Annotated in this window: 13 protein-coding genes; 9 read left to right on the top strand and 4 right to left on the bottom strand. The window is 55.8% G+C overall.

Features of this window, described 5'->3' with window-relative positions; all coding sequences use genetic code 11:
- The first annotated feature begins 89 nt into the window (after window positions 1-89).
- The 4 genes from metF (at window position 90) to H4I92_RS10115 (ending at window position 4,500) form a co-directional block, all read left to right on the top strand.
- The gene (gene metF, locus H4I92_RS10130; RefSeq protein WP_077530473.1) at window positions 90-971 is read left to right on the top strand and encodes a methylenetetrahydrofolate reductase [NAD(P)H]; all 882 of its coding nucleotides are present in this window, start codon (window positions 90-92) and stop codon (window positions 969-971) included.
- Between the two features lie 193 nt (window positions 972-1,164).
- Entirely contained in the window at window positions 1,165-2,517 is a 1,353-nt protein-coding gene (locus H4I92_RS10125; protein WP_218668195.1) for an adenosylmethionine--8-amino-7-oxononanoate transaminase, read from the top strand.
- A 7-nt stretch (window positions 2,518-2,524) separates the two neighbouring features.
- Window positions 2,525-3,274: a 16S rRNA (uracil(1498)-N(3))-methyltransferase gene (locus tag H4I92_RS10120; protein ID WP_077530472.1), complete on the top strand. Its 750-nt coding sequence runs from the start codon at window positions 2,525-2,527 to the stop codon at window positions 3,272-3,274.
- Window positions 3,271-4,500, top strand: a complete 1,230-nt coding sequence (locus H4I92_RS10115) for a DUF445 domain-containing protein (protein ID WP_077530471.1) — start codon at window positions 3,271-3,273, stop codon at window positions 4,498-4,500. Before H4I92_RS10120 ends, H4I92_RS10115 begins: the two co-directional genes overlap by 4 nt.
- 17 nt (window positions 4,501-4,517) lie before the next feature.
- Here H4I92_RS10115 and H4I92_RS10110 read toward each other — a convergent pair whose 3' ends face one another.
- The gene (locus tag H4I92_RS10110; RefSeq protein WP_077530470.1) at window positions 4,518-7,271 is read right to left on the bottom strand and encodes an insulinase family protein; all 2,754 of its coding nucleotides are present in this window, start codon (window positions 7,269-7,271) and stop codon (window positions 4,518-4,520) included.
- A gap of 65 nt (window positions 7,272-7,336) precedes the next feature.
- Window positions 7,337-7,621 (bottom strand): hypothetical protein, encoded by a 285-nt coding sequence (locus tag H4I92_RS10105; RefSeq protein ID WP_143512660.1) that lies wholly within the window; start codon window positions 7,619-7,621, stop codon window positions 7,337-7,339.
- A gap of 563 nt (window positions 7,622-8,184) precedes the next feature.
- Between H4I92_RS10105 and H4I92_RS10100 the strand changes: the two genes are divergently transcribed.
- From H4I92_RS10100 to H4I92_RS10085, 4 genes are all read left to right on the top strand, one after another.
- On the top strand, window positions 8,185-8,412 hold the full coding sequence (locus H4I92_RS10100) for a hypothetical protein (protein ID WP_143512659.1): 228 nt from the start codon (window positions 8,185-8,187) through the stop codon (window positions 8,410-8,412).
- Window positions 8,413-8,650: 238 nt separating this feature from the next.
- Window positions 8,651-8,902: a hypothetical protein gene (locus H4I92_RS10095; RefSeq protein ID WP_143512658.1), complete on the top strand. Its 252-nt coding sequence runs from the start codon at window positions 8,651-8,653 to the stop codon at window positions 8,900-8,902.
- Between the two features lie 582 nt (window positions 8,903-9,484).
- Window positions 9,485-9,694, top strand: a complete 210-nt coding sequence (locus tag H4I92_RS10090) for a hypothetical protein (RefSeq protein ID WP_143512657.1) — start codon at window positions 9,485-9,487, stop codon at window positions 9,692-9,694.
- A 338-nt stretch (window positions 9,695-10,032) separates the two neighbouring features.
- Window positions 10,033-10,983, top strand: coding sequence for an IS5 family transposase (locus tag H4I92_RS10085; protein WP_077528626.1), 951 nt, complete (start codon window positions 10,033-10,035; stop codon window positions 10,981-10,983).
- A gap of 116 nt (window positions 10,984-11,099) precedes the next feature.
- Here the strand turns inward: H4I92_RS10085 and H4I92_RS10080 are convergent, their stop codons facing one another.
- Complete coding sequence (locus H4I92_RS10080) at window positions 11,100-11,759, bottom strand: TolC family protein (protein WP_179105683.1); 660 nt, start codon at window positions 11,757-11,759, stop codon at window positions 11,100-11,102.
- 1,701 nt (window positions 11,760-13,460) lie between these two features.
- Window positions 13,461-13,964, bottom strand: a complete 504-nt coding sequence (locus tag H4I92_RS10075; RefSeq protein ID WP_077530466.1) for a hypothetical protein — start codon at window positions 13,962-13,964, stop codon at window positions 13,461-13,463.
- Window positions 13,965-14,217: 253 nt separating this feature from the next.
- On the opposite strand from H4I92_RS10075, the gene H4I92_RS10070 reads away from it, so the two are divergent.
- Window positions 14,218-14,994 carry a substrate-binding periplasmic protein gene (locus tag H4I92_RS10070; RefSeq protein ID WP_077530465.1) on the top strand — a complete coding sequence of 259 codons (777 nt, stop codon included), beginning with the start codon at window positions 14,218-14,220 and terminating at the stop codon, window positions 14,992-14,994.
- Window positions 14,995-15,001 lie beyond the last annotated feature (7 nt).

The following is a 15,001-nucleotide window of genomic DNA, read 5'->3' as shown; positions in this document are numbered from 1 at the left end:
AATGGCAGCAGTCGCGGGCGCCACGGCGCCCCGGCTGCCCGGTTTTGATTCAGTGAGCATCGGGCCAGGAGCCCGGAAGGAACAGAACCATGCAAAGCCAAAAGCAGTTCCAGAGACGCTTCAGCTTCGAGTTCTTCCCCCCGAAGACCGACAAGGGCGTGACACAACTGCAGACAACACGGGACAAGCTCGCTGAGCTGAACCCGGATTTCTTCTCGGTCACCTTTGGTGCCGGCGGTTCAACCCGCGAGGGTACCAAGAACACCGTGATCGACCTGAACAGTCAGGGCATCTCAACGGCACCACACCTGTCGTGCGTGGGGTCGAACAAAGAGATCATTTCCGAACTGCTCGACACCTATAAAGACAATGGTGTCGATCGGATCGTTGCGCTGCGCGGCGATATCCCGTCCGGCATGGGCAATACCGGTTACGGCGAGATGCGCTATGCCAACGAACTGGTGGAATTCATCCGTGAACACAGTGGCGATCACTTCTCACTGGAAGTCGGCGCCTATCCGGAGTTCCACCCCCAGGCACCCAATGCCGAGGCGGACCTGCTGAACTTCAAGCGCAAGGTCGACGCCGGCGCCAACAGTGCCATCACGCAGTACTTCTTCAACGTCGAGGCGTATTTCCACTTCATCGACCGTCTGGAGAAGATGGGCGTGGACATTCCCGTGGTACCGGGCATCATGCCCATCATCAACTTCCAGAAGATCTCGCAGTTCAGCGAGATGTGTGGTGCGGACATCCCGCGTTGGATCCGCAAGCAGATGGAAGCCTACGGGGATGATTCGGACTCGATCAAGAAGTTCGGCGAGGAAGTGGTTACCCGCATGTGCGAGGAGCTCCTTGATGCCGGCGCGCCGGGCCTGCACTTCTACACCCTGAACCAGTCCGAGGCCAGCCTGAACATCTGGCACAACCTGGGCCTGGACAAGGAAAGGGCGGAAAAGATCGCATTCTGAACGCCGCGTTCTCCGGCAGGAGCCTGCCCCGCAAGCGATCACAGATCATCGCGAGCAGGGCTCGCTCCTGCTATCCCGCTTCTTGCTCCTCTCCCTTTACGCCCCGTCATCACAGCCCTTCCATGCCCGGCGCCCGGCCCGTATCATCACTCTCCCACTGATGATTCTGTAAACGATCCACCGGGAGGCAGTCGTGACATCCAATCGCGAGATGATCGAGCGAGACCTGAAGGCCGTCTGGCACCCCTGCACTCAGATGAAGGACCACGAGACGCTCCCACTGATCCCGTTCAAGCGCGGTGAAGGCGTCTGGCTCTACGACTTTGACGGCAACCGCTACATCGACGCGGTCAGCTCCTGGTGGGTGAACCTGTTCGGCCACGCAAACCCGCGCATCAACGAGGCCATCAACCAGCAGACCCAGCAGCTTGAGCACGCCATGCTTGCCGGCTTCACCCATGAACCGGTGATCGACCTCTCGGAACGCCTGATCGAGGTGACCCCGCAAGGACTCAACCGCTGCTTTTATGCGGATAACGGCTCCTCTGCCATCGAGGTGGCGTTGAAGATGAGCTACCACTATTTCCGCAACACCGGAAAGCCGGCGAAGAAGAACTTCATCAACATCTCCAACAGCTACCACGGCGAAACCCTGGGCGCGCTCGCGCTGAGCGACGTGGGCCTTTACCGCGAGACCTATGAACCGCTGCTGATGGAAATGCTCACGGCCCCGGCCCCGGACGCCTTCTACCGGGAAAAAGGTGAAAGCTGGGAAGACTACGCCCTTCGCCAGTTCGAGCACATGGAAACGCTGATGGCCGAGAACGCGGACAACGTCTGCGCCGTCATCGTCGAGCCACTGGTCCAGTGCGCCGGCCACATGCGGATGTATGACCCGATCTACCTGAAAAAGCTGCGCGAGGCCTGTGACCGCTACAACATCCACCTGATCGCCGACGAGATCGCCGTGGGCTTCGGCCGCACCGGCACCCTCTTCGCCTGCGAACAGGCCAACATCTCGCCGGATTTCATGTGCCTGTCCAAGGGCCTGACCGCCGGCTACCTGCCGCTTTCGATCACCATGACCACGGACGACGTCTTCAACGCCTTCTACGACGACTTCGAGACCATGAAGGCCTTCCTGCACTCGCACAGCTACACCGGCAACCCTATCGGCTGCGCCGTGGCGCGGGCGACGCTGGATATCTTCCGGGATGACAACGTCATCGAGGCCAACCGCGAAAAGGCCCGCATCATGGGCGAGAGCGTGGAACACCTGCGCGAGCACCCGCACGTGGGCGACATCCGCCAGCACGGCATGATCCTGGCCATGGAGCTGGTGAAGGACAAGGCCACCATGGAGCCCTTCCCCTGGCAGGAACGCCGCGGCCTGCGGGTCTACCAGCACTCCATCACCCGCGAGGCACTGCTGCGGCCGCTGGGCAACGTCACCTACTTCATGCCGCCCTACGTGATCAGCGAGGACCAGATCCGGCACCTGGCGACCGTGGCCACGGAAGGTATCGATAAGGCCACCAGGGACTGAGGCACCGATGCGGATACCCCGGATCCACACCCCGGAAGCACTGACGCCGGGCGAGCATACGCTTGCCGGCAATGCGGCCCATCACGCAGGTACGGTCCTGCGCATGAACGCGGGCGACAGGGTGGTACTGTTCAACGGCGACGGCCTGGACTATCCGGCGGAAATCCTCGAAGCCGGCCGCAAGCGGCTCAGCGTGCACGTTGAGCCGCCCCATGACCCCGGCACCGAATCCCCGCTGGGGATCACCCTGGGCCAGGTCATGTCCCGGGGCGATCGCATGGATTACGCCATCCAGAAGGCCACGGAAATGGGCGTGACCGCCATCCAGCCTTTGGACAGTGCCCGCTGCGAGGTTCGACTCAACCCCGAGCGCGAGCGCAAGCGACTGAAGAACTGGCAACAGGTGGCGATCAGCGCAGCCGAACAGTGTGGCCGCGCCCGGATACCCACCATCCACGCGCCCATGAAACTGGCCGACTGGCTCACACACTGTGACGACGATGTCCGGCTCGTCCTCCACCACGACGGCCGGCCGGTTCACGGTCAACACGCCACGCCCGCCTCGGTTGCCCTGCTCATTGGCCCGGAAGGCGGGCTGGATGACGCTGAGCTCGATGCCGCGGCCGAGGCGGGCTTTGCGCCCCTGGCCCTGGGCCCGCGGGTACTTCGCACCGAAACCGCGCCGGTGGCCGCCATTGGCCTGTGCCAGTGGCTCTGGGGCGACTTCCAATCATCCGGTAAGGACACTGCTGAATGACGGATCTGCTCACCAACCCCGAATTCTGGAAATACCTGAGCATCCCTGTGATCGCCGCGCTCATCGGCTGGATCACCAACTGGATGGCGATCAAGCTCACCTTCTACCCGAAAGAGTTCGTCGGCATCCGCCCCTTTCTCGGCTGGCAGGGCATTATCCCCTCCAAGGCCGAGAAAATGGCCCGCATCGCGGTGGATTCCACCATCGCCAAGATCGGCACCGTCCAGGAGATCTTCGAGTACATCGATCCACGGGTTCTGACCCAGTACATCGTGGACCACACCGTGCCACGCACCGATGAATACGTGGACGAGATCATGCTCGCCGAGCACCCCACCTTCTGGGAAAACCTCCCGCAGAAAGCGCGGGAGATGATCTACCAGCGGGTCCGGGACCGGTCCCCCGAACTGGTGGACAACCTGGTTGATGACTTCTCCGACAACGCCGAGGACCTGCTGGACATCCAGAACATGGTGGTCACCCAGCTGGGCGAGGACCGCTCCCTGCTCAACCGCATATTCCTCGAGTGCGGTGAGAAGGAGTTCCGCTTCATCATCAATTCCGGGCTCTACTTCGGCTTTGCCTTCGGCATCATCCAGATGATCGTCTGGTACTATTTCCAGGCCGGGTGGATCCTGCCCTTCTTCGGGCTTCTTGTGGGCTGGGCCACCAACTGGATCGCACTCAACTTCATCTTCCGCCCACTCTACCCCGTGAAGGTCGGCCCCTTCCGCCTCCAGGGGCAGTTCCTGCGCCGCCAGCCCGAGGTGGCCGAGTCCTTCTGCCACATTGTCACCCACGAGATCCTGACCGTGGGCAACCTGGTGGATGCCATTCTCAACGGTCCGAAAGCCGACCGCGCACGCAACCTGGTGCGCAAGCACATGAAAAAGCTGGTGGATGAAACCGCCGGCATGGGTAAGGCCTTCACCCAGATGGCCTTCGGCCCCACCTCTTTCGCCAATCTCAAGCAGCGCGTGGGCGACCTTTCCATCGAAATCGCCGAAGAGACCTTTGACGACCCCATGTTCGAAAACGACCGCGCCAGCGCCGTTGAGGACATCATGCGCCGGCGCATGGTCGAACTCTCTCCCGAAGAGTTCCAGAAACTCCTCCGGCCCTGTTTCCAGGAGGATGAGATCAAGCTCATTGCCGCCGGCGCCGCCCTTGGTTGCCTGGCTGGACTGGCGCAGCTGACCTTCATCTTCGGGGCGACGATGTTCTAGTCGCCCCGCTTTGCGGCTCAAGCGCCGGTGGTCCGCACCAGCACCCTCGCCTCCTCATCCAGCAGAAGCTTGCGGGCAAAGCTGGCGAGTTCATCCGCACTCAACACTTTCAGCTGTTGCGTTGCCTGGCCCAGTTCATCCACCGGCTTGCCAAACCGCCGGATGTCCTTCCACCAATAATGGCTGTAGCTGCGCAGCCGTTCTTGTGGCTTCTGAAGCTTACTGAGCAGGCCGTCCCGAAAGACATCGAAATCGGACTCCGACATCCCTTCCAGGTTCGAGACAAACCGTTCAACTTCTGAATCCAGCCGCTTGCGAACCGCCTTGGGCGACGCGCCCGGTGCCTGAATGCCAAAAACTGGGCCATGGCTGCGGTAATCTTCCGTCGGGGTTGCAAACGCCACATACCCCATGGGCTGCTTGTCCCTGACCGCTGAAAACAGGTGCTGATTCAGCATGTGCGCAAGCATCGCCAGCTCGGCCGAATGCTCCACCTCCAGCGGCTGGCGCGCGTAATAGACCGCCGCCGTGTTGTCCCCGGGAATGGCTTCGGCTTTCTCCCGGGGAATAGCCGCGTCTCCCAGCCGTTCCGCCTTGTTGGGCATGGTCTCAAACGGGCCACCAATCCCCTTCGACAGAACCCTCGCCATGGCCCGGGCCGAGTCACGATCATAGTTGCCGTGCATCAGGGCCTCGACGGACGGGCGATCCCAAAGCCGCTCATGAAAGTCCTTAAGCTGATCAACCGTCACTGACTCAGCAGCGGTGAGCTCGCGATCGGGCCGGGATTGTCTGGGATGAGCCTCCACCCTGAGCGACACCACCAGCTTCTGGAAAGGCTGGAAGTTCCGGTACTGGTTCACCTGCTGCTCGAATCCCGCCATTGCCTTATCCAGGAGCTCCTGGGTCACGGTTACATTGCGGACCCTGTCCAGTACATCCGAAACAAAGGCCTTCTGTTTGCCGGTAAACCCGTAAATGCGGAACCCAACTCCGTGATTGGTCCGCATCGCCGTAACCGACAGTCCGGCCTTGTCGCCCTTCTGGATCAACGGTTTCAACGCCTCGTTGAGCACCATCGAATAGACCCCAGCGGTAACCGGACCATGCTCTGCCTCATAGGCAACCGGGTGATCCAGCGCCATGTAGAGCGCCCCCTTGGGGCTTTCGAATTGCTGATCCTGAAGGAACCAGACGTCAAAGCCTTCCCGGTCTGCCGTCATCGCCAGTTCGCTGGGTTGCTCCTGATCCAGGTTGCGATCAACAAGAGGGTGTTCCTCCTGGATATAGGGGTTATCGGTGGTCTGGAGCCGGAAATCGGGCGCCGCCTCAAGCGCCAGCCACTGCTCCAGCTTCTCGGTGGTTGGCGTTCGGGTCTCAAAGGTAGCGCCGGAATAGGCATCCTCCTGCTCCCAGGACGCGTCAGGGATATAGGAAGTCACGACCATATTGGCTGGCCGGAGCTGATCCAGGGCCTCCCGGATCACAGCTTCATCGTATTCCTGCATGAGCGATGGCCCGGACAGAACCCTTTTAGGCTCATAACGCTGCAGGTTGCCCGCCAAACGCGATACGTAATGCATGGCGGGCGGCTGTTCGGCATTGTGGAACGCCTCCCGGACCGAACGCTGCTGTTCCCGATAAAGCGGCTCACTGACCCCATCTTCCCGCATACGACCCAGGTAATCATGGACCATACCGGTAACCGCCTTCCGGTTGGCCACTCCTTCATCCGTCAGCAGAAGCGTGATATCAAAGGTTGCGTACTGCCCTGCGTTCACGCGATGGGAGGCCCCCAGGTCACTGATCCAGCCACGGTCCCTTAACGCTTCCCGCAGACGGCCCGCCTGCTTGCTGGTGATCAGCTCACCAATATAGCCATAGGGTAAGACCCGGTGCGCCTCATGAGGCGGCGCCACCGGAAAGGACAACACCATGCGCGGCTCCGACCCGTCACCACCAACCCGCACCCAACGCGGGAGCTCATCCGAGGGAAGTAATGGCGGAAGGTCGGAGTCCGGCGCACTGCCCCCGGAGAGGTCACTGAAGTGGGCCTTGACCCGCTTGCGTAGTCCCGCAACCGGTTCAGCCCCCTGCACCACAAGCTTCATATCCCCGGCACGGTAATGCGCCTCAAAGAGCGCTTCGAGTTCCTTCATGAGCGTATCCCGTGCCACCCCCTCAAAGCTGGCGCGATTGCCCATGTTGAACCGTGAAAATGGGTGGGCCGGATTCACAACCTTCCGGAAGACCGACAGCTCCTGCCAGCCCTGCTGGTTCTTCTGGCCATCATATTCGTGCTGGACAATCTGGATTTCCCGGTCAACGTCCTCCCGGTCCAGGGTGGGCTGGGACAGGAAATCGGAAAACCGCTTCAGCGCCTTATCCAGCGCATCCGGCTGAACCTCAAAGAAAAAGGAACTGTGATCCGAAGCGGTATAGCCGTTGTAACGCCCTCCCTGACGGTTAATGAAGTCACTGAACCCGCCCCTTTCGGGATAGGCCTCCGACCCGGAAAACACCATGTGTTCCAAAAGATGGGCCAGACCCGGGACCTGGTCCGGATCGTCATCACTGCCCACGCCCACCGACATCGCGGCGGCGGCTGTCTCTGCCCCGGGATCGGACACCACCATCACGGTCAGCCCATTCTCCAGCTCAAAGCTGGCATGGTCGCGCTCGTCCGAATCCGGGGTGATAACCTCACCATAGACCGGCCATGCAAGCGTGCATGCGAGCGAGGCGGCAGCAAAAAACTGTCTCATCGTCATCGTAAACTCCCTTTACGCGGGTGGTTGATTCAACGTTTCAATCCAGAGATCCAGGCTCTCAACCGTTACTGGTCTTCTTTAAGGTTCTCGGGAATTTCCACCGGCTGAACCTCCAGACGTTCCTGGTTCCGCAGATGCTCATCAATACGGTGGCGGGGACTTTCTTCCTCGGCGGGCCCTTTCGGCCTTTCTTCAGACGTCCTTCTGAGCTCATGGGGCGGGTTCTTCGAGTGTTCCGTCTCATCCACTGACCTATCGCCAGCCTCTTCCGTGTCCTCTGCCATCACCGGGGAGGTGATCAAAACCAGGCTCGCAATGAGTGCTCCTGCCCTGGCGCTGTATACTTGCATACTAACGTTCTCCTTAACCTCTGCGTGGAGCCGGCGCATGGCGGACGGCCTGACCTCCATCGACAGCCATCCACTGATTCATCCACCCAAAAACCCTGGACCAGAGCCGAACCATGCTACAACTCAGTGATAGCCACTACACGCGTTTTGTGATCTGCGTCACACTTTTGAGGCGACAAGTATTGTGGGCAAGTAATTACGGTTCATAGATTAAAACCGTTGCTCCATGACCGGTCAGGGACAACAAGGAATTAGTTTTTACTATCAGATTATGGCGAAAAGGAGACGACAAATGCGTGAATTGAAAGAAAGTGAAATCGCCCAAGTTAGTGGAGGATACCGTACTGCCGCAAACCTTCTCGCCGGAGTTCTTTTAGGTAAATTTTTAGACCAATCAATAAATTATGTCATGAGGGATATCCAACGACAGTGGAACCAACCTCACCGCGAAACAAAATCCCCTCTAAGGGGGACCGCTCTGTAGTAATCTGAAAAATGAGCGTCAGGGTAGGAAATCCCTGCCCTGACGTTATGGTTAAAAAAAACCCCCTAGGATTTCACACATGAAAATTCCCAATTTATCAGAATTATATAAAAAGATAAAAAAAGACAGCATAATGATCCCAGCAAAGAACTCCTTCCTAGCTATATTTGTGCTATCCCTAACCAAGTCAATATCCCAAAACATATTTGGCCTTTCTCTGGACACCATTTTTCCTTTAATGACAGGGGTGACAGCCGTCTTTATATTTCGTGCATCAGCTGACATTGAAAAAAATAGAAACCCCTGAACCAAGCATCTAAATTACATGTCAAGTACCGGATGAGAACCATGCACCAGACGAAAATCCGGCGGCAACCCCGCAATAATCACTACACCATTTTGTGAATTATTTCACGCACAGAAAAAGGCAAGTATTGAAGCAAGTAATGGCCCACCATAGGTTAAGGCTGTTGATCCATGACCGGTCAGGGACAACACGGAAGTAGTTGGTTTAATTAATCAAAGACTGAGAAAGGAGAGAACAAATGCGTGAACTGAACATGCAGGAAGTTGAAAGCGTAAGTGGCGGTGACATTGTCACAGACATCGCCTCAACAACCGGAGCTGGAAGTGGCGTTGGGGCTCTCGCTGGAACAGTAGTAACCAACACCGCCCGCGGCGCCGCAACTGGCGGTGCGGTAGGTGCTGCCGCAGGTGCAGCTTTCGGCATAGGTTACGCTGCAGGCACCGTAATTAACGATTATGCGGTTGATCCGCTTGTAGATTCATATTACTAAGCAGAAGCCTAGTAGCCGAATACTGGATTTGAGCGGAACATAGCGCGAAAATAATCGCAAATGGGTAGCTGTTATAGGCTTTTATCTATTTAGATTTATTAGCCTTTAATAATCCAGTGTTCGGCTACCTTTTAGTGTTTATAAAATATGATTAAACCCGTTAGCCTAAAAGGCAATAAAAGAGGTTAAACTAAAGCGCAAAAACTTACCATAAAAAGAGAAAACCAATGAGCAGAAACCAAAAGATATCATTTTTAACAATTTATACGTCTTTTATTATTGTTTCCTTATTGATCATACAACTACATACCGGATTAGCCAATATAGAATATCCAGGATTACTAATTTTGGTATTATTTCTTATACTATGCTCTATACCCATTACCGCCTACATAAAAAGCAACCCAGGGAACATAAATAGATGGTTCAGAGACAACGACAAACAACAATAAAAAGAAGAAAGTGCCTACTGCATCGGACGATTGTGAGTATTCCGCTATGATCCACGCTTTATTTCTGAATGCGACCCCTAAAAAACAGGAGGACTGCTCCCTTTTCGTATCCATATGGAAGGATATTCTTATGGAAAAAGCCAAATTATTCGCTCTAGGATTCACATTAGCACTTCTGATTTCTTTTCTTCTTAATGGCGCTCCTCTTATTGCCATAACCCACTTCTTTTATCCACAAGCAACGCAGCTGGCAAGCGTCATACTTTCACCGATCTGTGCAGTGCTAACGCTGATTCTGACACCGAAGTTGAAAGACTATTTTGAGCATAACGCAACGTAGAAAGCATTCGACTACTGAATCCGAAGCACAACCATCCTTGTCTGAACAAGGGCGAGTCACCCAGATATCACATCTGGGGATGCTCATTGGCCTGAGCATTGGTGCTTTTTCTACCTGGTTCACCAGCATTGATCTGGTAATCGGTATTGGTTCGGGGATGGGTTTTGGCGTGATTCTGGGGGAGACTTACCTACGGAACCGTCGCGGCCGCTCAAAATGACTGAAACACCCAACATAACGGATACCGATCGTTACGCACTTACCTAAGGAACCTCTGAAAAAGCCCCCGGATTTGCGACAATAGCGCCAGAGCCACCAATCGGGAAGGTCTTCACGCCATGAGCCAGATCAGCTTTGCCGAAGCCGAATACCAGAACAAAAAGCGCAAGACCCGCCGCGAGAAGTTCCTGGAGCGCATGGATCAGCTGATCCCCTGGAAGAAGCTGGAGAACAAGGTTGCCCGCTACTATCCCAAGGGCGAGAACGGCCGCCGGCCGTATCCATTGCAGGTGATGCTTCGCATCCACTGCATGCAGCTGTTCTACAACCTTTCCGATCCAGCGATGGAAGACGAACTCTACGAGATCGAGTCCATGCGCCGCTTTGCCGGCCTGACCCTGGCCGATTCGATTCCGGACGAAACCACCATTCTCAACTTCCGCCATTTTCTGGAGCAGCACAACCTGGGCAAGGCGATGTTCAAGGAAGTGAACAAGCACCTGGAGCGCCAGGGCCTGATGCTGCGCGAAGGCAGCATCGTGGATGCCAGCATCATCTCCGCGCCCAGCTCGACCAAGAACAAAAGCGGCGAGAGGGATCCGGAAATGCACCAGACCCGCAAGGGCAACCAGTGGTATTTCGGAATGAAGATGCACACTGGTGTGGATGACGGTTTTGGGATGATCCATTCGCTGGAAGTGACTGCTGCCAATGAGCACGATCTCAATGCGGCTGGCGCGTTGCTCCACGGCGATGAAACACGGGTTTTTGGCGATTCCGGTTACCGGGGCATTGAGAAGCGCAAAGAGCACCGGCACCGGAACGTCGACTGGTTCATCGCCCGGCGCCCTGGTGTTACCCGACAGCTGGCGGAAGGCAGCAACCTTGCCAGGGCGGAAAAGATCAAGGCCAGTGTTCGGGCGAAGGTCGAGCATCCGTTTCGTACCATCAAGCGTCAGTTTGGTTACGCTAAGGTCCGCTACCGCGGCCTGGCGAAGAACGCCAATCGGCTTTACCTGTTGGCAGCGTTCAGCAACATGCTTGTCGGTGAACGATACCTCCCCGCGTAGGGGAAGTGTGTCCGGTGGCCGCCAAAAAGGCGTTAACCGGACAAAAGATGAACAAATAGACCGGGCATTTATCGCCGAAATCGGTTCATCTCCGGATCGAAATCGGGAATTGGCGTTCAAAACTGGTTATTCAGAGGTTCCCTAACGAGCGCGAGGCATCCTGATGTACACTCCGCCTGACAACCGAAAAACTCTCCCAGAAACCAACACCAAGAGCGACAATCCGACACATCCAACCGCGAGGTCAGGCCTGCGTCCAGGCGTGATTTGGCCTGCCTCCGTTGAGCCTCGGCAGCTTCCACGCGAGCGTCGAGGGTCCGAGCCCTGACCTGGGCACGTAATGCTTCCAGGTACGCTTGAAGCAATTCCCTGTTAAAGCGTTGCAGACGCTGCTTGAATTCGAGCTCTGCAACCCGTGCTCCAGCGCGTCCTGCTCTATAGTCGTACCAGGCATCCAGCCGGAATACCGGTTGGGTCAGGGAGGCCTGATAACGAGTATTGGCTATTTCCCTTCGCTGTTCTGTAACGCCGCCAGCTCGGGACGGTTGATCGGACCATTCACGGTTCCGCGAATACTCCGCGGACACAGACAACTTCGGCAATAAGCTGGCACGCCCCTGCTCCAAAGCTTCCTTTCCGGCATCACGGCGATGCCGCGCTGCTTCCAACTCTGCATCATGTTCGAGAGCAAGCGCGTGCAGTTCTGTCAGGTCAGATCTGACCTCGGAAGGTGCCCCCGTTTCGGGCAGTATCAGGCAAGCCGCAAATAGCGACATGGCAAGTGCTCTCCTTCGCATCACACCGGCAGTCCCTGTGGTGTTCCTTTTAGCGGAGCGCTATCGCCTCAGCGTTCCGCCGCTTCGTCCTTGAACAGAACCATGCACCAGACGAAAATCCGGCGGCAACCCCGCAATAATCACTACACCATTTTTGTGAATTATTTCACGCACAGAAAAAGGCAAGTATTGAAGGCAAGTAATGGCCCACCATAGGTTAAGGCTGTTGCTCCATGACCGGTCAGGGACAACACGGAAGTAGTTGGTACTATCAACCTATGACTAAAAGGAGAAGATAAATGCGTGAACTGAGCATGCATGAAATCGAGCAAGTCAATGGTGCTGTTGGGCCGGCAGGATCAGTAGCCGGTGGTGTTTACGGAGGCCTTACGTATTTGGGGAGCGCAGCGACATCTGGAGATTTCTCTTGGAGTGGTTTAGCTGCCAGTACTGGTAGTGGTGCCGCAATGGGCTTCGTTGGCGGTCCAATTACCAGTGCAGCTGGGCGGTATCTTGCACCAAGGGTGGCCGCCGCAGGGGGGGCAATTCAAGGTGCGTTTGACTAACGCCACTTGAGAGCTTGACTTTAATGTGGGCCACACTACGGATTCTGATAAGCCGTAGTGTGGCATCTCAGTAATCAGACACCGTTAAAAAATAATCAAAATCACACTTTATAGGATATATAACATACTCCGTTTATTACGAATTCAACATCATTAGTCGTAAACCATAAAACTTAAAGAGAAACACTAATGAACATCAGATTGGCATGGTTTCAGGGTGGACTTTTAATATTGGGATTTACCCTCCTATTCGTTGGAGAAGATATATCTCCGGATAAAGCAATAGCACTTACATGCTTATTAATGTCTATTATTTTATTGATTCTTGGCCCTCCAAATGAAACCATACAAGATATGCGGTCTCGGACTCTGAACTCCAATTGCAGATATAAGATAACAATTTTGAAAAACCTATTACCTATACATCTTATATCTTTTATCCTATTCTCTTCCATACTCTAATGTGCCTTAACCTTGAAGGCGTTGATTTATTGCCGGCCGAATACAACTTACGGAGTGAGGTTCCGCATGCTCTCCATAAAAATAATACTGATCGCCGCTATTATTTTTATATCCGGGCATACGATAGCTTTTGAGGACCCCAGAAGCTGGGTCTTTCCCGGAGGGATTTGTATACTACTAATTGGACTCATAACCCACACTTACTCCCGAAAACCCGGCCAAACCCCAAACAAGACAACCCAGATTTTTATTATTTCCGGAATAGCGGTTTCTTCCTATGGGAAACTAATTCAGTAGAGGCGGAACACCAGTTACTTTCAGAAGACAGGATGACCAGCATGAAACGCCATATTATAAAAAACATCCCCGCTTCCCTGAAAAAGAATGCATTCCTAATACCGGCGAAGAACTAACTCCTGGCCATATTTTCCCTATCGATAGCAAGGTCGATATCCGAAAACATCTTCGATGTTTCTCAAGGTACGACTGTCCATATACTGTCAGGCGTCACAGCAGCCTTTATATTTATGACATCAGACGAGGTTTATAGAAAGGCATCCGCAGATACTGCTACCAGCACCAGCCAGTTCAAAGACGATGTTTAAGCAACCTGGAGGTAGGATGAGCGATCCCCAAGAACCGCAGGGAGACCGATCACAAGGCTCTCTGCAGGTCAGCCCGCAGGATTCCTGGCAACGTCACCCACCGCAGCCAGCCAGCGCGCCAGATAGATGAAATAGAGGGCATGGATCAGATATCCGAGGCCAAGGTTGATGAGCACCATGGTTCCGGGTCCAGCTTCCGACTGCTGAAAAGACGCCGGTTCGAGCGTGATACCGGCAACAACTCCCACGATGAACCCGATCACCATCCCGAGGACCGTGATGCGCACCGTCACCGGCAGCCCCAGGCATATGAAGCGGACAATGAAGTCGCGGTTATCCGAGCCCTGATTGCGGTTATAGCAGTACACGATGCCGGCACCGGTGATGGCCAGCATAATGGCGAGATCCGCTGCCATCAGCCAGGGCGGCACAGCACCGGACCCGAAGGCCGCCAATCCAAGCAGCAGCATGCCGAGAAGCGTAACAGCGAGGGTATACTTGAACTCTTCCTTCTGGGAAACCTGATTCTTACCCAGTTCATCGGCAAGACGATCCACTTTCCATAGATACATCGGGAACTCCTTTTCCTTGATTTCACATACAGAATCCACCCGCAGGCCAGTTCAGACTAACGATGGTGCTTCCTCCGGATCAACGCCATCCCCAAACAGAACGCCATTCTGAGAAGGCGTTAACACAGCATCCCGGTCGACCCGGCCGGCTTCCTGACAAGGTTTTGAACTTGTTTACAATTTCATCAGGGTAGGAAGTGAGTGCGGTCTATAGAATCAGCGGCCCCGGTCACCCCTTACTGACAGGTGAACAATGTCGCGCTGGAGCAGTTCCCGAACTTCCCTGTTTACCTCCCTGCTGCTCAGCATACTGCTGCTGTCCGCGAAAGCTGTGGCGGCAACGGATCCCGAACCACTGGAATTCGGCTACATCCACCTGCCGCCGTTTGGATACACAGATGGTGAGGGGCAACCCGGGGGATACCTTGTGGAACTGGCCCGCCGGGTTTTCACGGCCATGGACCAGCCCGTGAGCTTCGTGCAGCACCCAGCAGCGCGGCTCTATCGCCAGATGGATTCCGGAGAGACCGCCTTCACACTGGCCGCAGCCAACCTGCACCGGCTGCAGGCCACCGCGGTCGAGGCTGACGAACCCGCCATTACACTCACGCTGACACTCTACCGCCGCAAGGACACACAACCCGTCAGCGATGCTGAGCAGCTGAAGGGCCGCCACGTGGTACTGATGAAAGACTACTCCTACGGCCAGCTGGGGCGTTTCTTTGAGGCTGAAAGCGACGCCATGCGCATCACTGAGGCCCGCACGCACAAATCCGCACTGCAGATGATCCAGTTCGGGCGGGCCGACTACCTGCTCAACTATCAGACCCCGGCGGACACCACCATTGCACAGCAGGGGCTTTCCGGACTGGCACGGGATGTCATCGGGAAGGTCGATGTCCATTTCTTTGTCTCAAAGGCGCAGGAAAACGCCCAGGTCCTGGCCGATGACTGGGACTGGCACCTGCGGGAGCTCAAGCAGGACGACCGGCTGCCATCAGCAGACTACTACGACATGATGGCTCCCTAGGTGCGGG

The organism is Vreelandella halophila, assembly GCF_019903425.1.
GTDB lineage: Bacteria > Pseudomonadota > Gammaproteobacteria > Pseudomonadales > Oleiphilaceae > Halospina > Halospina halophila.
Note: the sequence above shows the minus strand (reverse complement) of the source record. Positions and strands in the feature narration are given on the sequence as shown.